Origin of the sequence: Cloacibacillus sp. An23 (assembly GCF_002159945.1) — a bacterium.
Classification (GTDB): Bacteria; Synergistota; Synergistia; order Synergistales; family Synergistaceae; genus Caccocola.
On the sequence record NZ_NFJQ01000011.1, the window covers coordinates 107,979 to 129,709 of the forward strand.

A 21,731-nucleotide genomic window follows, 5' to 3' on the forward strand; every position below is an offset into this window, starting at 1 on the left:
ATGGAACGACAGAAAAAGGAGATGAAGCCAGCTATGGCGGAGACGAAAAATTTTTGCGCACCATATATGCAGCTTATAAAAGCGCTGACCGACAAGCACGCGCTTGAAGTCACGGCGCACGACCTGAGCGAGGTCTCAGGCTTCGCGGATATATTCATCGTCGCGATAGCGCGTTCCGAACTTCACGGAAGGACGCTGAAGGACACGGCGATGGAGGCTCTGGACGAGATGGGGCTTTCGTACAGAGTGGAAGGGGAGAGCAGCACGAAATGGACGCTGCTTGACGCCGGCGCACTGATCGTGAACATACTGAGCCGCGAAGGGCGCGACTTTTACAGGCTCGATTCTCTTTGGGGCGACGCGCCGACCGAAAGATTCTTCGACGAGGACGAATAATCATGGACTGCATATTCTGCAAATTAAAAGACTTAAAGGACCACGTGCTGGAAAACGAACTCGCGTACGCCGTGTTCGACGTTATGCCGGTCAATCCAGGGCACATGCTCATCATACCGAAGCGGCATGTTCAGAACTACTTCGACATAACGCCGGAAGAAGAACTCGCGATGCACGACCTGCTTCACAAGGGCAAGAAGCTGCTTGACAAGAAATATTCTCCGGACGGATACAACTTCGGCGTAAACTGCAACGAATGCGCTGGGCAGTCAGTCATGCACGTCCACATGCATCTAATTCCGCGCTACAAGGGCGACACGAAATCGCCTCTCGGCGGAGTGCGCGGCGTAATCCCGGAAAAAATGCCCCACATCGAATAGAAAAATACCTAACGTTATCAGAATTATCGGACATGATAAATCCGGCGATAAATTTCGCCGGATTTATCGTAAGAACAAAATGAAAAGCGGTGAAATGTATGAACGACGGACGCATCGTCATCATCACGGGAGCGCCGGGGACGGGAAAAACAACGGTGGATTCGATCGTTGCTGATGAATCGGAGCTCGCAGAATCTATATGATGTATGCACAGCGACGATTTCTACCACTACATGCGCAAGGGGGCTGTACCGCGCACTTACCGGAATCCAACGGACAGAACCTTGTGGTAACGGAGGCTCTTTTAGAATCTGCGAAACGCTTCGCGCGCGGAGGATATGACGTAATAGTGGATGGTATAATCGGACCGTGGTTTTCAGCCCCGTGGACACAGGCCGACGCACTCGGATACGAAGTACACTACGTCGTGCTGATGGCCGGCAGGATAGAAACTATGAAGCGCGCCGTCGGCCGTTCCAAACTGAATAAAAAGACCAATGCCGAGCTTGTGGAAATAATGTGGAAACAGTTCTGCCGTCTGGGAGATTATGAGAGATTCGTAATCGACACGACAAATCGTTCCATAGACGAGACCGTTTCATTAATCAAAGAAAGAATAGATAAAAAGACGCATCTGCAAAAGCTGGAAAAGCTTGCGGCGTTTCTCAACGGCGCTGGCATCATGACGGCGCTGACTTGACGACATCGTTTTTGAAAGCTGGCGTAAATTCTGTTAATGTGCGGAAACAGCGCTGTATTCTGCTATTACGGCGGCCCGGCCAGAAAGGTGCGCGGACACATGGGCTATAAAGACAGGGACCTAAGCTCCGGAAAACCTCTTTTGAAACAACCAATTCTTTTAAGCGCAGGCAAATGGGGAGCGCGTTATAATAATGTCCTATAATTTATGTTATGTTACACAGAACCCCTTTCGGTATTTCCGAGAGGGGTTCTGTGTTGATTATTACAGTATTTTAAAGTAAAGTATTGTATTTTATGATTTTGAAGTCATATAATATTACACATGTTATGTTTTTATCTCGCGCCGTTATAAAGCGTTCTTTATGATCTGCATGAAGCTGTCCGCCTTTAGCGACGCGCCGCCTACCAGAACTCCGTCGATGTCTGGCTGCGAGATTATGCCTCTCGTGTTGTCTGCTTTGACGCTGCCTCCGTAGAGGATTATCAGCTCATCTGCAGTATTCTCGCAGAAGCTCTCCTTAGCCAGTCTGCGTATAAAGCCGCATACTTCTTCGGCGTCTGCGTCGCTCGCCGTCTTTCCTGTGCCGATCGCCCACACAGGCTCGTAAGCTATTATCATTTTGCGTGCGAGCGTATCCCCGTCTATTCCCTTGAGCCCTTCGGCGAACTGTTTCTTTATAACGTTGAAGGCCTTGCCGCCCTCTCGCTCCTCAAGCGTCTCTCCTACGCAGAGCACTGCGACTAGGCCGCATTCTATTGCCGCGTGTACCTTTTTATTGAGTTCTTCGTCGGTCTCTCGGAATATATGGCGCCTCTCGCTGTGTCCTATGAGCACGTGCGTAGCGCCTATCTCGGTTATCATAGGGCCGGAGGTTTCGCCGGTGAAGGCCCCGCTCTTTTCCCAGTGCATATTTTCTGCGCCTATTATTACGGGCGTTCCCTTGGCGGCGTTTACCGCCGTAAGGAGGGACACGGCAGGGACGAACAGAGCTATTTCTTCCGTTCCTTTTGCGGCGGCTTCCAGAACGTCGCCGGCCTCCTTCAGCTCGGCTGTGAATTTATTAAAAAATTCACTTGTCGCCGCCGGGCCGTGGTTCATCTTCCAGTTTCCGGCTATAAATTTCCTGCGCATCTGAAATTCCTCCATTTAATCCAGTCAACATATTTACTGTCAGAAAAATGTTCCCGCTGCACTAAGTCTCTGGCGCGGAAAAGGAGACCTGTCCCACTGCCCTTTCCAGACCATGAATTTCAGGTCTCGTCTTTCTGCGCTCCGCAGCCGCTGCGTAATGTGTAACATTGTGCTTGTCATATAATTTTAATAACGTTAAATATAAAATAAACGCCCCCACTTGTGATGAAGGCGTTTATGTTTGTTTACTTTACCCGATGACGTAAGGCTCGATACCGGGCAGGCTCTTACCCTCGAAGAATTCAAGACTTGCTCCCCCGCCAGTCGATACGTGGGAGACTTTGTCTTCCATTTTAAACAGGGCTATCGCCGCGGCGGAGTCTCCGCCTCCGACCACTGTAAGCGCGCCCTTCGCCGTCGCATCGGCAAGCGCTTTCGCAACCGCTTCTGTGCCCTTCGCGAACGCCGGCATCTCAAAGACGCCCATCGGGCCGTTCCACAGGACCGTTTTTGCTGAGAGTATCTCCTTCGTGAAGATTTCAGCCGTCTGCGGGCCGATGTCGAGCCCCATCTGGTCCTGCGGAATCGCGTCCGCCGGTACTACATTCGACGGGGCGTCAGCCTTGAATTCCGGGGCGACCACGGCGTCGGCCGGAAGTACGATTTTCACCCCTAGCGTCTTCGCTTCTTCAAGCATTTTGCCCGCGAAGTCGAGCTTCTCCGTTTCGCAGAGCGATTTGCCTATCTCGAGTCCCTGCGCTTTTAGGAAGGTGAAGGCCATTCCGCCGCCTATCAGTATAGTGTCTGCTTTTTTGAGCATATTCTCGACGACGGCTATTTTATCTGAAACTTTCGCGCCGCCGAGGATCAGTACGAACGGTTTTTTCGGGTTGTCGCGCGCCGCAGAAAGCATCGTTATTTCCCGCTCGATAAGCTTTCCGCAGAACGACGGTATCAGCTCCGCCGCCGCGCGCGTCGAAGCGTGCGCCCTGTGCGCGGCGCTGAATGCGTCCATTACAAAAACGTCGAAGTCCTTCACGAGCTTCTTCGCGAAATCAGTGTCGTTCTTTTCCTCTTCAGGATGAAAGCGGACGTTTTCGAGCAGAAGCACTTCCCCGTCCTTCCATTCGGCTACGGCTTCGTCAACTTTCTCGCCGATGCAGTCCGGTACGAAACGCACAGTCCAGCCCGTCAGTTTCGCAAGTTCCTCGCCGACCGGCTCTAGGGTATATTTGAGGTTGACCGTTCCCTTGGGACGTCCGAGGTGCGAGACGAGCGCAATCTTCGCACCTGCTTCGCGCAGCGCCGTCAGAGTCGGAAGATGAGCCTTTATGCGCGTGTCGTCGCTGACTTTGCCGCCGGCCAGGGGGACGTTGAAGTCCACCCTGACCAGAACCTTTTTACCCGCAACGTCCGAGGGAGAAAAGGTCTTCAGGCGCATGGGTTACAGTCCTTTTTTGAGGATGTAGTTCGCGAGGTCTATTACCCTGTTGCTGTATCCGCACTCGTTGTCGTACCACGAGAGCAGCTTTATCATCCTGTCTCCCATAGCCATGGTGTGGCGCGGCGCGAATATCGACGAGTGGGTGTCGCCTACGAAGTCCATAGACACGAGGTCTTCTGGCTCGTACTCGAGAATCCCCTTGAGGTACGTTTCCGCGGCTTCCTTCATCGCGGCGTTCACGTCGTCTGCGGTGGCCGGCTTCTCAAGCATTACTGTGAGGTCTACGACCGAAACGTCGGGCGTCGGAACGCGGAGCGCGAAGCCGTTGAGTCTGCCCTTGAGCTCGGGGATGACTTCGGAAATAGCCTTGGCGGCGCCGGTGCTCGTCGGGATGATTGAGAGGGCCGCCGCTCTTCCGCGCGAGAGGTTCTTGTGCGGGAAGTCGAGCGTCTTCTGGTCGTTGGTATAGGCGTGGACTGTGTTCATAAGTCCTTCTTTGATTCCGAACTTGTCCTGCAGGACCTTGCAGACCGGCGCGAGGCAGTTCGTAGTGCACGAGGCGTTGGAGATTATGTTGTGCTTCGCGGGGTCGTAAATCTCTTCGTTGACGCCCATGACTATCGTCGCGTCGTGGTTCTTCGCGGGAGCGGAGATTATGACCTTTTTCGCTCCGGCGGCGATGTGTGCCGAAGCCTGGTTCGCGTCGGTGTAGCGTCCGGTCGATTCGATAACGAGATCCACCCCCATTTCCTTCCACGGGAGTTTCGAGGGATCGGGCTCAGCGAGCGCCTTGATACGGTGACCGTTTACTACAATGTAATCGCCGTCGACAGTCACTTCGCCCGGGAAACGGCGGAATACCGAGTCGTATTTAAGCAGATACGCGAGCGTAGAAGGCGGAGTAAGGTCGTTGACCGCGACTATCTCAAATTCGTTTTCCTTCCCGTTCGTGAAGAAAGCGCGTAGCGAGAGGCGTCCGATACGTCCAAAACCGTTGATTGCAACCTTATACTTGGCCATAACAAAATACCCTCCTTATAGGTATATCTTCGTTATATTCACCGGGGAGGGACAAAAACGCTTTTATCCCTCCCTCGGTGATTTTGACGCTTTTTTCGCTGTCGGTCAAACCGCCGGAAGTGGTGTGAAGCCGAAGTTTTTCTTAAGCTTTACTCTTCCGTTTCAAGGTCTTCGTGGAGCACGCGCAGAAGCTCGCCTAGAGCCGCGGCGCTCAGCACGTCGCCGTGCGGGCGGTACGGCATCATTCCGTCGAAAAGCTGAGCCACGCCGCCGAGGCATCCGTGGCGCAGGTGCGACGTGAAGGGACGGATGAATATCCATCCGAGGTCTTTTCTTGTTGGATTATATTTCAAATAGGCCGTGATAAACTGCCCGAGGAGCCATGGCCACGCCATTCCGCGATAGCAGGCTTTGATGCGCTGGTCGAGGCGGCCTTCGAAGCGCCCCTTGAATTTATCGTGGCGCGGATCGAGCGTGCGGAGCCCGTATGTGGTATACAGCTCGTTCCAGCATAGGCGGATCACCTTCTGCGCCGTCTCGGGCGAGAGCGGACTGTATGGCAGCGACGCCGCGAGTATCTGGTTCGGCCTGATGGAATTGTCCGTTTTGAAAGTCTCTGGGTCTACGCAGTCGTAGAGTCCGTTCATGTCGAAGCTCCAGAAAGTGTCGTTGAAGGACTTCGCGCACTTCTCCGCCGCGTCTCCGTACTGCTTGTCTCCGGTGAGCTGTTCCGCGGTCTTCAGCGCGTTGTACCAAAGCGCGTTGACCTCGACGAGGTAGCCCTTGCGGGTCACGACGGTTTCGCCGCCGGCGACTGCGCCCATCCAGTGGCGCGCGGTGTCGGATACGGTCAGCTTCAGCAGCATGTTGGAATCGCAGACGATGTCAAGCTGCGGAACGCCGTTGAGATAACGGTCGACGATTTCCTGAACGCCCTTGGCGAGCGCGGCGGCTTCGCAGCCGGCGCCCTTGACGTGGGCGAGATATTTGCCCACGGCGTAGACGAACCAGAGCCCGTTGTCCGCTCCGCCGTTCTCGAACGAACAGCCGCACGCCGAAACGCGCTCCGGCATGACCCAGCCGTTTTTCTCGGCGGCTGTCAGCCAGTATTTGAGAGTCTTGAGCGCGGCTTCCTCGCGTCCGGTCGCCAGCAGAAGGCCCGGCAGCGCTATAAAGGTGTCGCGCGGTTTCGTATCTACTGACGGATAGCCGGTGTATATCGGCGCCACGCTGTCTTCACGGTCGTCGACGAGGTGGTACGACGAGACTATCATGTCCTGCTCCGCGCTGTTGTTGGCGGGGATGTTCGCCTGTTCGAGGATATCCTCGAAGCGCGCCGCAGCCTCGCGCTCCATCTCTGCAAGCTGCTTCTCGGTGAAGCTTTGCGGCTCCTGCGAAAGAACCACGTAGAGGACGTCTCCTTCCGAAAGCTCGTTCGAGATTAGTCCGGGCGACCAGAGATGGTCTACGGACGGCGTGTCGATGCGGTCGTCCTGCTCGTAGATGAGGTTCTCGAACCAGAGCGGCTTCAGCGACCACGTGCCGGAAGTGGCGGATACGCGGCTCGTGTGCCCCTTGCCGGTGATGCTGATGCTGTGGGCGTTGTCCGAGGACACGCTGAAGTCGGCGCCCTTCGATTCTGCGCATACCGAATCGCTGAGCCTGTGCGCCACGAGCGGGCGCAGGTCGAGGCGCACCTTGTCGGGAGCCGCGAGAAGTTCGTATTTAATTACCGTGCATTCTTTGCCGCGCGGCATAAAGATCGATTTTTTCAGGAGGATGCTGTGTATTACGAAGAGCATGCTCGGATATGGATTTCCCTGATATTCCTGAAGGTATCTGTAGCCGTCGGGATAAACCAGATCCTTGTATCTATTTGTCGAAAGCTGATATTTTTTGTTGCGGTCGAACAGAGTTTCTTCGATTTTGCTGACGAGGACGGAGTGCTGCTTTTCTTCTCCGTCCCTGACTACCAGAAGACCGTGTTCCCTTCTCGTGTTGGCACCTATGACCGTGGAGAAGCCGTAACTCCCGCGCCCGTTCGAAATCAGGAACTCTCTCCCGGCGCCTTTGTCGTAGGTGTTAACGTCCGCTTTTCCTAAGTACATTGGCATCATCCCCCTTTAGTTGCGTCTGTAGTAAGTGTTCTAACTTTCGCCATCTATATTCTACCGTACTTTTGCTAATTGGTCTCGGTAAAGTTTGCCCAAGTTCTTTCAAAGATATGCTTGGATTTCGTTTTCTAGCCGCAATGAGTTCGAAAAGCGGTTCCGGAAGCGTCTCGGTTATGCCGAGCTCGTCCATGCGCCGTATCAGCTCCATCTGTCCGCGCGCCGCCTCTATGCTTTTGTTGATGTTCGCGGCGTCGCAGTTGACGAGCTTGTTCGCGTGGCTGCGCATCGAGCGGTATATCGCCGTCTCCTCAAGGCTCAGCGCCGTCTTTACGAGCCCCATGCGAGAGAGCAGCGTTACTATCTGCTGCTGGTCGCGCAGAGTGAGCTCCCGGTATGTGGCGCGCTTGCGCACTCCGACGGTGAAGCCGCAGGACTTCAGTATCGCCTGCAGGCGCTCCGCGGAGCCGTTCGCCGCCTGCGGCCGCATGATGAGATAGTATCCCGCCTTCGGCATGTAGAGCGCGCCGCAGCTTCCGAAGAGCCCGCGCACCCAGCCCCAGTTGCGAGTCCGCTTCGCCGCCGAGCGAGTGGCGGACAGCAGCTCCGCAGCCTGTTTTTTGTCGGCGGCGAATACTATTTTCCCCTTTCTCTGCGTATCGACGAGCCTTATGCCCTGCTGCCCTTCGGCGCGCCCCGCGAAGCATTCGCTCCACAGCCTCATAAGACGCCTCACGGCGAAAAGCCTCGGCGAGAGGAAGAAGAGCTCTTCCCCGCGCGCGCGGAAAGGAAGCCCGTCCATTATCCCTGCGGCTTCGTCGCGCCCCTGGCGTTCCGCCTGCGCCGCCCCCCATTCGTCCCATATCGTCCTGTTTAAGCTTTCCATACTAACGCCTCAGCTTCTTCTGTTGCCGCGCACGATTTCCATTATCGTCTCGGAAAGGTGCTTGGCGTTGTGACGCAGATATTTCCCGTTCTTTACCTCGCAGTAATCGCCGTATATTATCTCGCTGCCGAGCGACTCAAGGTAGTTCTCTTCCTTCGCGGAGAGGTAAAGCGGCTCCGCGCCGATCTTCGCATAGCGGCTGACGAACTCTTCCGGGATGGCCGACTGGTTGGCGAGTATATAGTCGGGCACGGTTCCGAGGACGCCGGCGATCCAGTCTACGTGCGCGACGATGTTCATCCCCTCGGTCTCCTTGGGCTGAGTCATAAGGTTCGCTATATAGACTATCGGGACCTTCGCGTCGCGCAGCATGGCCGCCGTTTCAGAGAGGAGCAGATTCGGCATTACGCTTGTGAACAGGCTGCCTGGGCCGAGCACTATTATCTCCGCCTCAGAAAGCGCCCGCTTGACGGCGTCGAGCGGCTCCGCGTCTGATGGTTCTATCCAGAGTTTAGCCAGTTCCTTTCCGTGGTCCGATATTTCCAGTTCGCCGGAGAGAAGCTCGCCCTCTTTCGTCTCGCCCTTGAGCACGACGTTTTCCGTAGTGACGGGAAGCACCTGCCCGCGTATGGCTAGCAGCTTGTTGAGTTCTTCGACCGCGCGCTGAAAGTCCCCCATCATTTCGGTGGTCGCCAGCAGGATGAGGTTGCCGAGGCTGTGCCCTTTGAGCTCTCCCCTGTCGAAGCGGAAATTCAGCAGACTGTTGAGCGAGCTGTCGTTCTCTGCGAGAGCGACGATGCAGTTGCGTATGTCGCCAGGCGGCAGCATTCCCCACTCCTGCCGGAGCCGGCCGGAGCTGCCGCCCTCGTCCGTGACGGCGACCACCGCAGTGATGTTGCGAGTGAAGCCTTTGAGCCCGCCAAGCAGCGTCGAAAGCCCGGTGCCTCCGCCGATCGCGACTACGCGCGGACCAAGCGAAAGACGGTATTCCATCGCGTTGGTGATTATGCGGCTTTTTGAATGCTTCGCGCGGCGCAGCCGCAGCCGCCGCGACGATGCGAGATACACCGCCGCCCCGCCCGCCGCGAAGGCGGCTATAAAGACGATGAAAAATAGGACTCCGTTCACCGAACGCTGCCCTTGTCTATGTCGCGGTGGTTGACGACGACACGCTTGCCGGACGCCGCGACGGCGGCCCCGACTATTTCGGCGACCGCGACGGAGCGATGGCGTCCGCCCGTGCAGCCGAAGCATATATGGAGCTGCTTCTTGCCCGTTTCACAGTAGACCGACGCCACGTAGTCGAGCAGCGGAACCGCCATGTCGAGAAATTTTTTCAGAGACGGGAAGCCGTCGAGATACCTTCTGACGGCTTCGTCCTTGCCAGACAGCATATGCAGGTCGTCGACGTAATTCGGATTCGGAAGAAAGCGCACGTCGAAGATATAATCGGCGTCCTGCGGAGCGCCGTACTTGAAACCGAACGAGCTGACTATCACCGATGGCTCGGCCACCGACACTCCAGTGGCCTCGAGCACCCTGTTTTTAAATTCGGGCAGTTTGAACTTGCTTGTGTCGATGACTATGTCGGCTTTTTCCATGATCGCCGACAGCATTTTTCGTTCCTCGCGGATGCCCTGAAGTATCGTGCTTTCGTCCGCGAGCGGATGGCGGCGGCGCGTCGTCTCGTAGCGGCGCACGAGCGCTTCGTCCGATGCGTTTACGAAAAGCACCTCGGCGTCGACTCCTTTGTCGCGCAGGCGCTCGACGACGCAGCTTAGGTCGTTGAGCAGCTCCTTGCCGCGGACGTCTACGACGGCGGCTACGCCGTAATTCACAGCCGCCGGATGATTGCCGAGCACATCCATAAGCTGCGGCAGCAGCGCGGGCGGGAGGTTGTCTATCGCATAGAAGCCCTGGTCCTCAAATACGTTGAGCGCCGAGGACTTCCCCGCCCCCGACATTCCTGTGATTATGATGCAGCGCTTTATCTCCTTTTTCCCATCCAATTCGAATCATCTCACTTAATGCGGCGCAGCCGTAAATAAGACCTGTCGCGGCCTTTAAGCGAATTATAACAAATCCTGCGAAGTTTCGCGAAAAAGCGGCGGCTCGGGGCCGTCGGGGCCTAAGCCGCCGCCTCGGAACGCCGCCCTACCAGTCGCGTTCCCTGACGGCGTCTTCTGCGTCTATGTCTATGCCGAACCAGTCCAGTACGTACTTGACGGTTACGCCGATACTGTCGCGCGCCACGGTCTCTATTTCGCTGCCGTTCTCGTCGAACTCTTCCTGCAAATCGTTGATGGCGAGCGTCATCTCGTCGAGCTTCGCCTGTATGACTTCTTTGTCCCTCTCTCCGCTTTCAAGCAGCGCGATGACGGGCGTGATGCAGTCCTTCACCTTGTCTACTAGGAAATTCGGATAATAGTCATCCTCGACCATATCTTTGAGCAGAATGTAGTTTTCGTCGAATTTTTTCATCGCTGTGTCCCTCCTTAATATTCTATCTTCAGCGTCACGCCTGGAAGCGCGACGCCTTCGCTGCGCGTTATCGCGTGCTTGTCGTCCGCGGAGAAACCTATCGTCTCTCCGTCGTTAAGCGTAACGTCGTACTCGATGACGTAGGCCGCCATGCTTGAAAGGAAGTTCTGCACATCCGACGGCTCCGCGTCCGCGTCGAGCACCTCCATCTCCTCCTTGCCGAAACATCCCATGCCGTAGGTGTAGCCGCAGACTCCGTGCTTGCTTCGGTAGAGGCCGAACCATATTAGGTTGAATACCGGGAACATGCCGTCTTTCATCATGTCGGCGAATTTATAGAAGAAGCTCGGCTCAAAGACGGTGCCGCTCGTGTAGATGCCCGTCGCATATTTCTGGCGGCAGCAGCAGGCGGCCAGCTTGACGTAAAGCTCGCCGCGCTCGACGAGGCTCGCCTCTTTTCCAAGGACTGTAACCATTATGTGCGCCTTGTGGGCCTTCGCGGCATCGACGGCCTCTGGCCACATATAGTTGTTTTTCGCGTTTTCCTCGGCTTCGCAGTCGGGGACCGGCACGGACATGAGGCTCGCGGCGGCTATCATGTCACCTAGCTGGAATACGAGCGCATCGCCGTGTATTTCATCGCCTTCGTCTTCCGCCGCGTCAATGTCCCATTCTTCTTTTAAATCACGAATGAGCTTCGCTTTATCCCATTCAGCCTCGGAAAGAAGCACGAAACCTACAAAAGCCCCGGCCTTTTCCTTGCCTTCCTCGGCGATACGCGCCTGCTCCATCCAGTAGGAACGTATCATCTCGACCATCTTCGTCGCTTTTTCTACCGCCGTCGATTCGTCGTACTCTTCCATCTCGCTGTAGACGTGCCCGCAGTGTTCCAAGCCGCCGCCCTCGTAGCCGCCGCACACGCCGAGCAGCCAATCGCCGCCGGCTTCACGCCTGTACCTGAACATGTAATAGATCATGCCGTGCAGCTCGAAAGTGCCGGCGCACTCTATTTCGGCCGGCGCCTGCCCAAGCTCGTGCGGGTGTTCGAGCCATTCGATCATGGACTCGCGCGCCGCCTGCATCTGTTTTTCGTTCATCGTTGCCTCTCCTTTCATATTTTGCCAAGTTTTAGGAATGGAATTCAATCATTACGCCGCAGACGACGAGAAGACAGCCCGCTGCGAAAAAGAATATCCGCCGCCCGCTTCTGCCGAGAAGATGCGAACGCGGCTTACCAGCCGGGTCACAGAGCCGGCTCCAATTCAGCGCCGCGCCCACGGCGAAGAGCGCGCCCGCCGCCGCGCAGACAAAACCGAAGCATTCGCTTATGAATCCGGAAATAATATCCGCGTCCATGTACTCTCCTACTCTTCGTCCTCTTCCCCGCCGCCGTCAAGCTCGCGGAAATTCAGAGATTCTCCGTAAGGGAGCGTGAGGAATGGCATTATATCGGGGTCGTAGTTGCAGATTGTGTTCAAGTCGCTGACGCTAAAATTGTTCCAATCGTCGAGATACTCTTCGTCTTCGTCTCCGGCGAGGAACCACCAGCCGCTGTTCCAGCCCTCGTCGCAGCGCGGCGGCTTCACTCTCTCGCAGTACCCTATCTTGCAGCCGTCTGCTAAAATCCTGTCGCTCGCGCAGCATTCTATCGAGCCATCCCAGTCTTTGAGCAGCGGTTTTATATCCTCGGCTTTTATCGCGAAATTCTTATCCGGCCTCTGATTTTCGTCGAGCGCCTTCCACTGCGCGTAGCGCCTGTCGATTAGCGCCGCCATATCGCGGTAATAGTCCTCGCTCCACGGTGCGAAAAGATATGCCGCGCCGCCGAACTCGTCGCTCTTCGCGAGCTCCTCACCGAAGTGCGCCGCTGCATGAGCCTTCACGTCCTTGAGATAGGCGTAAGGCGTGGCGCGGCTTCCCCAACTGTACCACTTCGCGAACTCAGTCCCCTCATGGTTGAAGTAAATCAGCGAAAGTTTGCCGCCGACGTCCGCGTCGTCGCGCATGAAAGCGCGCAGGTCCGTCGCTTCGCCGCTCTTCACCGCAGCGATTATATCGCCGTGACGGCGTGTGAAGGGATTGCTCATTAAATCGTGTTCTATACTCCAACGCAGGTATATCGCCAGATGATTATAGGCGGCGAATTCATCTACGGGCAGTTTCTTCTCTTTTATAATCTTGATATATTCTTCCGCCTATTCCATAAGCGCGTCGTCGTGAGCTATCTTGTCCGCGTCGGTTACGATGTTCAGCCGTTTCGGATCTATCACCTCAAGCTGTTCGTCGGAGCATTTTTCCAGAAGTTCGTCGACGCCGTGTTCGAGCTTGTAATCTATCTCCTCTTTATAGAGCGGAATAAGCTGGTAAAAGTTCACCTCGCCGCCGTCGGCGAGTTTGCAGACGTAGGAATCCTCGCCGAACACGCCGGGCGAAAGCAGCATCGCGCCGCAGAGCTTCGTTTCCTCGTTGAAAGGCTTCGATTCGTCGCCGGAGTCTATCGTGTGCCCCCATCCGAGCCATGTGTCTCTATCTCTCAGCGGATAGCGCGCAGTCCACCTTAAGAGATGGACGGGCCACATCCATTTGTCGTCGCGCATAGCCTCTTTCGTAAGTTTCCAGTCCGCGGGAAGATTTATCAGAAGCTCCACGCGTTCCAGCTTCTGGTCCGCAAGCTCCTGCGGGACGTTCATTTTGTGCGCGCCCATGCCGAGGGTGACGAGAGTGTAATAGTTATGCTCTTCGCGCGGCGGTATGACGCAGACATCGAGGTGTATGCCCTCCGACGCGACTTCGTGCATAACTTCGTCGTAATCGCCGAAGTATTTAGCAATGTGATCCTGCACCGCGTTCCAGTCCGCGTCGCCGTATGTCTCCAGTGCGGGCGCATCTTCTCCGTCATCGGCAAGGAATTCGCGTATGCTCTCTATGAGCTTCTTCGCGTTTTCGTCGCCGGGAGCGAGCTCCAGCCACCGCTCGGCGTATTTCAGCGCTTCGGCCTCGCGTCCGTCCGACATCCACAGCGCGTAAGCCATGCGGGAGTTCCAGAACGGCTTGTCCTCGCCCTCCGCGCGAATAGACTCGAAGATGCCTATGGCTTTGTCCAGCAGTTCGCAGTCTACCTTGTCTGCGTCGCCGTCAGGACGCTCGCAGTGCGGGCCGAGGACGGCGATGTTGCTGTAGGCGCGCCCGAGCAGGAGCGTCAGCTCGTACCCTCGCTCCGCCTCCGGTACCGCCTCTATCGCATCGACGCATTTTTCAAACTTGTTTTCGTCGTTCCATCTAGCTATCTGTTCCGCCAGTTTTTCCATATTTTTGCCTCCCAATTTGTGAAGGATGCTTCCGCCGTCGATCATCGGCCGTCAGGCAGATGGCCGCAAAACGCAGCGTATTCATGGTGTAGAATTATTTCCCTGCCTCGCCAAATTGTACCCTTTTCCAAGGGCTTTCGGCGTCGCTCAAAAGGTTTTGAGCTTTTGTCATTATGCCTATCAGCGTCATCCCATAACCGGACCACATGGCCCTGCCTATAACGTAATCACTCGCCAGTTCTTCCCATGAAGAATAGAATTTCCGGCATTCTGCGAGCGCGCTGTTGATACAATGCCACGCCTCTTCTTCTGAAATATATCCGGCGTCGAAGCAGCAGCGTGTGACGAGCACGAAACGTCCCATATCCCATGCCGTTATGGAATGTAAGGCTAGCTCTTCCCGGCTTGCTAAAAATTTCTCTTCTATGAGTTCATCTATTGAGCCTCGTAAATTTTCAAGAAATTCGTCCGCCCGCTCACGTTCGTCGTCTTCCAGTTCGTCGCAGTTTATTATACCGGCTTTGCCTGAAGCGGCGTCCTTTATCGCATCGAAGAAGACGCGGTGTCCTCTGCCGAAAAGCCACTGCAGCGTTCCGACGGCGGATTCTCTGTCCTCTATTCCGTAATAGTCGGCTAAATTTTCTTTTATGCCGTCGACGTCGGAACCGGTAGTCAGGCTGTCGCAATAGTATCCGGTCTGTTCTGCGTTGATCGCGCCGACGTTGATCGCTGTAAATTGTTCCTTTGTGAGGTTTTGCGGCACCGGGTTTTTCTTATAATGTTCGTTGTCGAAAAATCTCGAAAGTTTTCTAAAAAAGCTCATTGCAAATACTCCTTATGTTAGTTTAAAAATATTTTTAAGACATTCATCTGTTCAAGGCACGTATGTATTTACGACGCATCAGCCGTAGCCGTCGTTTTGCGTGATTATTTCAAACAAACAGGCGCTTTCGCCCATTTGTTTTAATGATGAAACGAAAGCGCCTGTTGGATAAAAGACCGGTAAGACACGAAAAAATCGCGGCGTTATACGCTCATTGCGCCGCGTTGGTTGGTTGGTTGGTTGGTTGGTTAAGGATTACGCGATTCATCGCTTTCGTCAATCCCCTTTGCCGGGCGATTTCGCCGATATTAAAGCAGAAATTTCAGCCGCGCGCAACGGCCTTATTAGAACGGCGGCGTTTTCAGTGTTCCAGCAGCGCTCGCGCGTGTTCCAGCGCTTCTTTGGATTCTTCGTCGCCTGAGAGCATCCGCGCTATCTCGCGCTCGCGAGCCTCGTTTTTGACTTCCGATATTTCCGTGTCGTCTCCGCTTCGCTTTACGACGAAGTGCTGGTCCGCCATCGCGGCTATCGTCGCCTGGTGGGTTATCAGTATCGTGCGGCAGCGCTTGGAGAGTTCTCGTAGTTTGTAGCCGGCGAGCAGCGCCGTTTTTCCGCCTAGGCCGGCCTCAACTTCGTCGAAGACGAGCGTCCCGGGCAGTTTGTCGTCGCCTGCCGAGAGCTGAACTGCAATTAGTATGCGGGACAGCTCTCCGCCGGAGGCGTTTTTGCCCACCGGCAGAGGCTTCTGATCCGGCAGGGCGAGGGTGAAGCAGACGTTTTCCGCGCCGTTCGAGCGTACGCGGTCGAGCGGCTCTATTTCTATGCCGAAGGCCGCGTATTCCATGCCGAGCTCGCGGAGGTGTCCGTTGACGGACGAGGCGAGCGACGCGGCGGCCTCTTTGCGGCGCGCGCGAAGCTCCATCGCGAGGCGCGAGGTCTCGCGGCGCAGTTCCGCCGCTTCTTTCTCAAGCGCTTCCAGCTCTTCGCGGCTCTGTTTGAGCCATTCTAGCTCTTCCGCGGCGCTCCGCGCGTATTCGAGCACTGAGGCGGCGTCTGGTAGGGAGAGCGCGCGCTTTATCTTTCTGAGCGCGCCTATTTTTTTTTCGAGGGCTTCTTTCACGTCGCCGTCCCCGTCCTCCGCGTCCCGGCATTCAGAGGCCAGCATCGCTGAGAACTCCTGAGCGCCGGACAGCATCTTCTCTATGGCGGGACGCCATTTTTCCTCGTGCCCCTCCGCCGCCGCGTAAACGTTCTTCGCCGCGTTTTCGAGCCGGTCAAGCAGCCCGTGCTCCGGGTCGTTCATCTGTATCAGGGCCGCCCGCAGCTTTCTGGCCGCTGTTTCTTCCGCTTCGATTCTGGCAAGCTCCGCCTCCCACTGACGCTCGCTGTCTCCTTCCAGTTTCAGCGCCGCGACCTGCCTGATGACGGACGGAGCGTTCTCGCATCGTTTCTCGCCTTCGCGACGTCTTTTCTTTATCGAAACGATTTTTTTCTCAGCCGCGAGCGCGGCGGCGAAGGTTTCGTCAAGTTTTGTGAGAAGCGCCGCGGTTTCTGCACCGCCGCACGAGTCTACGAGCTCAAGCTGGCGTTCCGGCTCAAGCAGGCCGAGCTGTGCGAACTGGCTCTGTATCACTATGTTTTGTTCCATCGCTTTCACCAGAAGCGCGAGCGGGACGTTCTGCCCCTGCAGCGTGCAGCGCCCCTTGCCGCTTCGCGAGAAGGTGCGGCGCGCGATCAGCGACTTGTCCTGCGGCTGAAGCCTTTCGTCCAGCCCTTCTATGCGCTCGGAAGTGAGCACGGCCTCAGCCTCGCACGAATCATCGGCGCTCCTGATGTGGTTGGTCTGTGCGCGGCGTCCGGAGATAAATTCTAGGGCGCGGACGAGGCTGCTCTTGCCGGCTCCGCTTTCCCCCGTTATCACTATGAAGCCGCCGCCGAACGCGAGCGACGCGCTTTTTATCCCGCCTATCCCGCGTATGGAAAGCTCTTCTATCAAGCTAATCGCCTCCGCCGCTTATGCCGTTGAAGCCCCAGCGCAGTTTTTCGCGCAGCAGGTCGTAGTAGCTCCTCCCGTTGAGCTGGATGGTCTGGACGTGGACTTCGGGATCGAGCATCGCGTGCAGTTCGTCTCCAGGGAGCAGTTCGTAACCGAGCTGGCCGTCCTGCGTAAGCATAAGGCTGCGCGCGTCGCCCTTGGGTATAACGACCGCCCTGTCCTCTCCGCTCAGGATGACCGGACGCGCGTAGAGCGTGTGCGCGCATATCGGCGCCACTATCATGCACGGCACGTGGGGCGGCACTATCGGGCCTCCCGCGGAAAGCGCGTAGGCCGTCGAGCCGGTCGGCGTGGATAGGATGAGTCCGTCCGCGAGGAAGAGCGTAAGCGTCTCGCCTCCGACCTTGACCTCGAGGTCTGTGACGCGCGCTATACTGCCCTTCGATATGACGAAGTCGTTGAGCGCGTGAAGCTCGTGGACGAGCCTGCCGGAGCGCCAAACCTGCCCCTTGAGCAGGTGGCGGCGCTGAAGCGTAAACCGCCCTGCGATTATCGACTTTATGTCGCTCTCGGCGGACTCCGGGCTTCCGATAGCGAGAAAGCCCAGCCGCCCGAGGTTGATTCCGTAGAGCGGTATCTCGTGCCCGAAGGTGTAGCGCGCGGCGCGCAGGAAGGTTCCGTCGCCGCCGAGGATAACGGCGAAGGAGGCTTCTTTGCGCCACGTCTCGTCGTCGAGCCCGGGGATGGATATCGCCGACGACTCGTGAGGCGGGAAGAGGAATTGTATCCCCGCCTCACGTCCCCAGTTCCAAAGCCGCCACGCCATTTCTATGGCGGCCGGCTTCTGGGTGTTAAAGAGCAGTCCTATTTTAGTCATGTCCTTCATCGTTCGCATTGCTCCTCCGATTCGGGTGCTGGGCGGCGCGGAGGTGCGCCTCCTCCACTATTTTATGAAAATCCGGGCGAGGTGCGTTTCGTCCGGCGGTTTTATGCCGCAGGAAAAACAAAAACTCTATGTTGCCTTCCGGGCCGCGTATGGGCGAATAGTCCGCCTCCTCGAGCGAAAGCCCGGTCTGACCGTCTATGAAGTCCGCCACTTCGTTAAGTATATCCTCGTGCAGTTTGGGGTCCGTTATAACGCCTTTGCCGACTCGCCCGCGTCCGGCCTCGAACTGCGGCTTCACGAGCACAGCTATAACGCCGTCATCATTCAGCAGATTTTCCATAACGCCGAAGAGCAGAGTCAGAGATATGAAGGAAGCGTCGGAGACTATAACGTCGGCTTTTTCTCCGTCTATCATCTCGAGCGTGAGATTTCGCGCGTTGGTGCGCTCCATGACCCGGACGCGCGGATCGCCCCGAAGCTTCCATGCGAGCTGACCGTAGCCGACGTCTACCGCGTAGACCAGACTTGCGCCGTTCGCGAGCAGTACGTCGGTGAAGCCGCCGGTTGAAGCCCCTATGTCTACGCAGCGCTTGCCGCGCGCGTCGATCGGGAAACGCTCGAGCGCGCGCAGGAGCTTGTAGGCTCCGCGGCTGACCCATTCTCTTTCAGGAGCGTCTATCACTATTCCGGCGTCGGAGCCGACCATCGAGGCCGGCTTGCGTGCCTCCGCGCCGTTAACCCTGACGCGTCCCTCTTCGATTAGGACGCGCGCAGCGGTGCGCGACGGCGCGAGCTTCCTGTCCGTTATGAGCTTGTCCAGGCGTACCAGTTTTGCGCTCATTTTCTCACTCCGCACAGGCGCATGATATTTTCGACGGTAAGGCCGCACTCATCCCACTGTTCCGCGCGCGTCGCGTGTGGGATGAATCTGTCCGGCACGCCGGCCGAGGCGAAATTGCACTTGATTCCATGCTCCTGCATAAGCGCGGCGGCCGCTTCTCCGACACCGCCGGCGAGCGCCCCCTCTTCCGCCGTAACGACCGCTCTGTGCGACGCAAGCAGCGGGAGCAGGCCGTCGGCGTCAAGCGGCTTTATAAACCTCAGGTCTACGACGGTCGGCTGCGTACCGGTCTCCACGGCGATCGCGCCGGCAGCCTCGAGCATGAGCGGGATCGTGCTTCCCACTCCTATCAGGCATATGTCCGAGCCCTCGAGAAGGACTTCGCAGCGTCCCCACCGCGCCGGAACGCTCCCTTCGGCCCGGGCCAGCGCCCGTTCGGCCTTCCCCCTCGGATAGCGTACCGCCATCGGGATTCCGCGCGCACGCCACTCTTCCACAAAGAATTCCAAATCGACGGCGTCGCGCGGCGCGGCGAGCGTCATCCCGGGCACGGCGCGAAGCCACGGTATATCCAATATCCCGTGGTGCGTCTCGCCGTCTTCGCCGACGAGTCCCGCGCGGTCTATGCACAGCAGTACGGGCAGTTTCGGCAGGCATATATCGTGCGCCACCTGGTCCATGGCCCTTTGCAGGAAGGTCGAATAGATGCAGACCGCCGGGCGCATGCCTGCCGCCGCCAGTCCGGCCGCGTAGACGAGCATATGCTCCTCTTCTATGCCTGCGTCGAAGAAGCGCTGCGGATAACGCTTAGCGAAGGTCCCGAGCTTAGTGCCGTCCTTCATCGCGGCCGTCCCCGCCATTATCTTCGGGTCCTTCTCCGCCGCGGCGCATAGCGCGCCGGCCATGACGGAGCTCCAGCTTTCCTCGCCGCCGGGCTTTTCCGCCGGTGCGTCTACCTTAGTCATAGGCCCTATCCCGTGGAAGAACGAAGGGTTTTCCTCCGCCGCCTTGCAGCCCTTGCCCTTCTGTGTCAGCACATGGATAAGCAGCGGCTCGTCGTAATGGCGCGCGAGGCGGAAGACCTCCTCCATCTCCGTTACGTTGTGCCCATTGAATGGTCCCCAGTAGCTTATGTTAAGCTCTTCGAAAATATTAGTCGGCAGAAGAAGCGACTTCAGTTTCAGCTTTATCTGCGAAAGAGCCTGATGAACGCTCTCGCCGTTTTTGCGCCCAGCGCACTGATATTTTACGTAGTCCTTGAATTTTTTGTACGTCGGGTTGACGGCGAGCTTCGCAAGATGCGACGCCATGCCGCCGACGCGCGGGTTTATCGACATTTTATTGTCGTTGAGGACGATTATGACCTTCGACTTGACGCTCGCCATCGCGTTGAGCGCCTCGAAGGAGACGCCGTTGAGCAGAGCGCCGTCGCCTATGACGGCGACGACCTCGTAATTTTCGTGCTTGAGGTCGCGCGCTTTAGCGTAGCCCATCGCGGCGGATATCGACGTGCTGCTGTGGCCCGTCGTGAAAAAGTCGTAGGGGCTTTCGTCCATGCGCGGAAAGCCGGCGATCCCTCCCTTACGGCGCAGCGTCGGAAAGCGGTCGAGACGCTTCGTCAGCAGCTTGTACGCGTAGCTCTGATGTCCGACGTCGAAAATTATCTTGTCCGAGTCGGGGTTGAACACGCGCAGCAGCGCCACTGTCAGCTCGACGGCTCCGAGCGACGAGCTCAGATGCCCGCCGTTTTTGAGCGTCACGTCTAATATCCGCTCTCTTATTTCGGCGCACAGCGCGCCCAGTTCTTCTTCTCCGAGTCCGTAGAGGCCTCTGAAATCCCCGACGGAATCCAATAGGTTCATGCTTTATATTCCACCAGTCGTTATTTGCTTCTGTGCACGAGATATTCAGGCAGGAGCATAAGGAAGTCGTCCTGAGGCAGAACCCCATCAAGCGCAGCCCTCGCGGCCTCCGATTCCTCCGCCGCCATTTCGCGCGCGCGTTCAATCCCATAGACCGTTACGTGCGTCAGCTTGCCGTCGCGTTCGTCCTTGCCAGGAGTTTTACCGAGCTCCTCGGCCGTGCTCGTCACGTCAAGTATATCATCGACTATCTGGAACGCGGAGCCGAGATGCGCCGCGTAGTCGGCATAACGCGCGAGTAACGTTTCTTTCGCGCCGCCGAGCGCAGCGCCGGTGAGGACCGCGGCCTGGATCAGAGCGCCGGTCTTAAGCTTCGCGATGCGGCGTACATAGTCCTGCTCTCCGGCGGCCTTAGCCGCGTCTATGTCGAGCACCTGTCCGCCGCAGACTCCTGACGGGCCTATCGCCTTCGCGAAGATGTGCATCGCGCGCAGCACGTTCTTCGGCTCTATGCCGGTGAGATTCGCCATAGGAAATTCCAGAGACTGGACGAAAAGCGCGTCGCCCGCGAGCAGAGCCAGCGTCTCGCCGAACTTGGCGTGGTTCGACGGCTTGCCGCGTCTCATATCGTCGTCGTCCATACAAGGAAGGTCGTCGTGGATCAGCGTAGCCGTGTGCAGCATCTCAAGGCCGAGCGCCATAGGCATGGCCTTTTTTTCATCAACGCCGGAGCGCTTCGCCGCGGCTAGGCAGAGCGCCGGACGCAGCCGTTTGCCTCCAGCGCGCAGAGAATACTCCATAGACTCGAAAAGCTCCGACGGAACTCCCTCCGCACGCGCCGGAGCCGTCTCTAAAATGTAGTCCTCAAGCGCGAGCCTGTATCTTTCAAGCTCGCTCTTCACGAACGAACGAAGGCCGCTATTCATCGCAGCCATCCTCCTCCGCCGCGGGCTGAGCCGCTCCGCATTCCTGCGAGAGCATCGTGATTTTTTTCTGAGCGTCTTCGAGATAGGCGCGGCATTCGCGTACTAGCCCCACGCCCCTTTCATACTCCGCGAGCGCGGAGTCGAGAGAAAGAGAATCTCCTTCGAGGTCTCTGAGTATTTTTTCCAGTTCGGCCATTTTTTCAGCGAAATTCATAAAAACGCTCCCTTTATCTTCATTTGTTTGAGCTTGCGCTGTTGCCACTTTCCACGTTGCTATGATACAATGTGCGGGTTGATTGTTTCAAGGTAAACAAGGGGGGAAACAAATGTCAAAGTTCTGTGACTGCTGCGGCCGCGGGCCCGTTACGGGAAACGCGGTAAGCCATTCGAACCGCCACACGAGACGCCGCTGGCTCATCAACATCCAGAGCGTCAGAGTTGACGTAGGCGGAGGGGAGACCCGCAAGCTCCATATCTGCACCAAGTGCCTCCGTTCCGGTAAAGTACAGAGAGCCGTGTAATACGGCTCTTTTTTTA

The 21,731-nt window shown here is 57.0% G+C and carries 22 protein-coding genes and 1 pseudogene; 4 read left to right on the forward strand and 19 right to left on the reverse strand.

Translation table 11 applies throughout. From position 1 onward, the window contains the following. From rsfS to B5F39_RS14720, 3 genes and pseudogenes are all read left to right on the forward strand, one after another. Positions 1 to 396, forward strand: a complete 396-nt coding sequence (gene rsfS / locus B5F39_RS11705; RefSeq protein ID WP_087367790.1) for a ribosome silencing factor — start codon at positions 1 to 3, stop codon at positions 394 to 396. A 2-nt stretch (positions 397 to 398) separates the two neighbouring features. Further along, a complete protein-coding gene (locus B5F39_RS11710) occupies positions 399 to 776 on the forward strand; it encodes an HIT family protein (RefSeq protein WP_087367793.1) in 378 nt (125 codons plus the stop codon). A gap of 98 nt (positions 777 to 874) precedes the next feature. After that, a pseudogene (locus B5F39_RS14720) lies at positions 875 to 1,476 on the forward strand (AAA family ATPase). Between the two features lie 348 nt (positions 1,477 to 1,824). Here B5F39_RS14720 and tpiA read toward each other — a convergent pair. The 19 genes from tpiA to xseB form a co-directional block, all read right to left on the reverse strand. Further along, entirely contained in the window at positions 1,825 to 2,610 is a 786-nt protein-coding gene (gene tpiA / locus B5F39_RS11720) for a triose-phosphate isomerase (RefSeq protein WP_087367796.1), read from the reverse strand. Positions 2,611 to 2,860: 250 nt separating this feature from the next. Beyond that, positions 2,861 to 4,051 (reverse strand): phosphoglycerate kinase, encoded by a 1,191-nt coding sequence (locus tag B5F39_RS11725; RefSeq protein ID WP_087367799.1) that lies wholly within the window; start codon positions 4,049 to 4,051, stop codon positions 2,861 to 2,863. 3 nt (positions 4,052 to 4,054) lie between these two features. Beyond that, positions 4,055 to 5,074, reverse strand: coding sequence for a type I glyceraldehyde-3-phosphate dehydrogenase (gene gap, locus B5F39_RS11730; protein ID WP_087367802.1), 1,020 nt, complete (start codon positions 5,072 to 5,074; stop codon positions 4,055 to 4,057). 149 nt (positions 5,075 to 5,223) lie between these two features. After that, on the reverse strand, positions 5,224 to 7,182 hold the full coding sequence (locus B5F39_RS11735; protein WP_087367805.1) for an amylo-alpha-1,6-glucosidase: 1,959 nt from the start codon (positions 7,180 to 7,182) through the stop codon (positions 5,224 to 5,226). Continuing rightward, on the reverse strand, positions 7,157 to 8,071 hold the full coding sequence (whiA, locus tag B5F39_RS11740) for a DNA-binding protein WhiA (protein WP_087367809.1): 915 nt from the start codon (positions 8,069 to 8,071) through the stop codon (positions 7,157 to 7,159). Before whiA ends, B5F39_RS11735 begins: the two co-directional genes overlap by 26 nt. Before the next feature lie 9 nt (positions 8,072 to 8,080). Continuing rightward, a complete protein-coding gene (locus B5F39_RS11745; RefSeq protein WP_087367812.1) occupies positions 8,081 to 9,199 on the reverse strand; it encodes a gluconeogenesis factor YvcK family protein in 1,119 nt (372 codons plus the stop codon). Further along, the gene (gene rapZ / locus B5F39_RS11750) at positions 9,196 to 10,080 is read right to left on the reverse strand and encodes an RNase adapter RapZ (protein WP_087367815.1); all 885 of its coding nucleotides are present in this window, start codon (positions 10,078 to 10,080) and stop codon (positions 9,196 to 9,198) included. The genes B5F39_RS11745 and rapZ overlap by 4 nt, the downstream gene beginning before the upstream one ends. Before the next feature lie 145 nt (positions 10,081 to 10,225). Beyond that, complete coding sequence (locus tag B5F39_RS11755) at positions 10,226 to 10,552, reverse strand: DUF5713 family protein (RefSeq protein WP_087367817.1); 327 nt, start codon at positions 10,550 to 10,552, stop codon at positions 10,226 to 10,228. A gap of 14 nt (positions 10,553 to 10,566) precedes the next feature. Next, entirely contained in the window at positions 10,567 to 11,649 is a 1,083-nt protein-coding gene (locus tag B5F39_RS11760; protein ID WP_087367820.1) for a DUF4261 domain-containing protein, read from the reverse strand. A gap of 31 nt (positions 11,650 to 11,680) precedes the next feature. After that, positions 11,681 to 11,908: a hypothetical protein gene (locus B5F39_RS11765; protein WP_087367823.1), complete on the reverse strand. Its 228-nt coding sequence runs from the start codon at positions 11,906 to 11,908 to the stop codon at positions 11,681 to 11,683. A gap of 8 nt (positions 11,909 to 11,916) precedes the next feature. Then, entirely contained in the window at positions 11,917 to 12,639 is a 723-nt protein-coding gene (locus B5F39_RS11770; RefSeq protein ID WP_087367826.1) for a DUF2185 domain-containing protein, read from the reverse strand. Positions 12,640 to 12,747: 108 nt separating this feature from the next. Next, complete coding sequence (locus tag B5F39_RS11775; RefSeq protein ID WP_158096040.1) at positions 12,748 to 13,860, reverse strand: suppressor of fused domain protein; 1,113 nt, start codon at positions 13,858 to 13,860, stop codon at positions 12,748 to 12,750. A gap of 94 nt (positions 13,861 to 13,954) precedes the next feature. Beyond that, a complete protein-coding gene (locus B5F39_RS11780) occupies positions 13,955 to 14,683 on the reverse strand; it encodes a DUF1266 domain-containing protein (RefSeq protein WP_087367833.1) in 729 nt (242 codons plus the stop codon). Positions 14,684 to 15,044: 361 nt separating this feature from the next. Then, complete coding sequence (locus B5F39_RS11785) at positions 15,045 to 16,679, reverse strand: AAA family ATPase (protein WP_158096041.1); 1,635 nt, start codon at positions 16,677 to 16,679, stop codon at positions 15,045 to 15,047. Position 16,680: 1 nt separating this feature from the next. Next, entirely contained in the window at positions 16,681 to 17,565 is an 885-nt protein-coding gene (locus B5F39_RS11790) for an NAD(+)/NADH kinase (protein ID WP_343217585.1), read from the reverse strand. Next, entirely contained in the window at positions 17,549 to 18,406 is an 858-nt protein-coding gene (locus B5F39_RS11795) for a TlyA family RNA methyltransferase (RefSeq protein ID WP_087367839.1), read from the reverse strand. Before B5F39_RS11795 ends, B5F39_RS11790 begins: the two co-directional genes overlap by 17 nt. After that, entirely contained in the window at positions 18,403 to 20,268 is a 1,866-nt protein-coding gene (dxs, locus tag B5F39_RS11800) for a 1-deoxy-D-xylulose-5-phosphate synthase (RefSeq protein ID WP_087367842.1), read from the reverse strand. Before dxs ends, B5F39_RS11795 begins: the two co-directional genes overlap by 4 nt. A gap of 20 nt (positions 20,269 to 20,288) precedes the next feature. Further along, positions 20,289 to 21,203 (reverse strand): polyprenyl synthetase family protein, encoded by a 915-nt coding sequence (locus B5F39_RS11805; protein ID WP_239391244.1) that lies wholly within the window; start codon positions 21,201 to 21,203, stop codon positions 20,289 to 20,291. Next, complete coding sequence (gene xseB / locus B5F39_RS11810) at positions 21,187 to 21,408, reverse strand: exodeoxyribonuclease VII small subunit (RefSeq protein ID WP_087367849.1); 222 nt, start codon at positions 21,406 to 21,408, stop codon at positions 21,187 to 21,189. Before xseB ends, B5F39_RS11805 begins: the two co-directional genes overlap by 17 nt. 112 nt (positions 21,409 to 21,520) lie before the next feature. Here xseB and rpmB point away from each other — a divergent pair, with 112 nt between their 5' ends. Continuing rightward, complete coding sequence (gene rpmB / locus B5F39_RS11815; protein ID WP_087367852.1) at positions 21,521 to 21,715, forward strand: 50S ribosomal protein L28; 195 nt, start codon at positions 21,521 to 21,523, stop codon at positions 21,713 to 21,715. Positions 21,716 to 21,731 lie beyond the last annotated feature (16 nt).

Bases quoted from the DNA above. Each gene is read 5' to 3' on its own strand.
- B5F39_RS11795 (WP_087367839.1), bottom strand. From the start codon at position 18,406: ATGAGCGCAAAACTGGTACGCCTGGACAAGCTCATAACGGACAGGAAG.
- whiA (WP_087367809.1), bottom strand. From the start codon at position 8,071: ATGGAAAGCTTAAACAGGACGATATGGGACGAATGGGGGGCGGCGCAG.
- B5F39_RS11780 (WP_087367833.1), bottom strand. From the start codon at position 14,683: ATGAGCTTTTTTAGAAAACTTTCGAGATTTTTCGACAACGAACATTAT.
- B5F39_RS11790 (WP_343217585.1), bottom strand. From the start codon at position 17,565: ATGAAGGACATGACTAAAATAGGACTGCTCTTTAACACCCAGAAGCCG.
- B5F39_RS11775 (WP_158096040.1), bottom strand. From the start codon at position 13,860: ATGGAAAAACTGGCGGAACAGATAGCTAGATGGAACGACGAAAACAAG.
- B5F39_RS11710 (WP_087367793.1), top strand. From the start codon at position 399: ATGGACTGCATATTCTGCAAATTAAAAGACTTAAAGGACCACGTGCTG.
- B5F39_RS11760 (WP_087367820.1), bottom strand. From the start codon at position 11,649: ATGAACGAAAAACAGATGCAGGCGGCGCGCGAGTCCATGATCGAATGG.
- xseB (WP_087367849.1), bottom strand. From the start codon at position 21,408: ATGAATTTCGCTGAAAAAATGGCCGAACTGGAAAAAATACTCAGAGAC.
- B5F39_RS11725 (WP_087367799.1), bottom strand. From the start codon at position 4,051: ATGCGCCTGAAGACCTTTTCTCCCTCGGACGTTGCGGGTAAAAAGGTT.
- B5F39_RS11805 (WP_239391244.1), bottom strand. From the start codon at position 21,203: ATGGCTGCGATGAATAGCGGCCTTCGTTCGTTCGTGAAGAGCGAGCTT.
- B5F39_RS11735 (WP_087367805.1), bottom strand. From the start codon at position 7,182: ATGTACTTAGGAAAAGCGGACGTTAACACCTACGACAAAGGCGCCGGG.
- rpmB (WP_087367852.1), top strand. From the start codon at position 21,521: ATGTCAAAGTTCTGTGACTGCTGCGGCCGCGGGCCCGTTACGGGAAAC.
- tpiA (WP_087367796.1), bottom strand. From the start codon at position 2,610: ATGCGCAGGAAATTTATAGCCGGAAACTGGAAGATGAACCACGGCCCG.
- gap (WP_087367802.1), bottom strand. From the start codon at position 5,074: ATGGCCAAGTATAAGGTTGCAATCAACGGTTTTGGACGTATCGGACGC.
- rsfS (WP_087367790.1), top strand. From the start codon at position 1: ATGGAACGACAGAAAAAGGAGATGAAGCCAGCTATGGCGGAGACGAAA.
- B5F39_RS11755 (WP_087367817.1), bottom strand. From the start codon at position 10,552: ATGAAAAAATTCGACGAAAACTACATTCTGCTCAAAGATATGGTCGAG.
- B5F39_RS11765 (WP_087367823.1), bottom strand. From the start codon at position 11,908: ATGGACGCGGATATTATTTCCGGATTCATAAGCGAATGCTTCGGTTTT.
- dxs (WP_087367842.1), bottom strand. From the start codon at position 20,268: ATGAACCTATTGGATTCCGTCGGGGATTTCAGAGGCCTCTACGGACTC.
- B5F39_RS11770 (WP_087367826.1), bottom strand. From the start codon at position 12,639: ATGAGCAATCCCTTCACACGCCGTCACGGCGATATAATCGCTGCGGTG.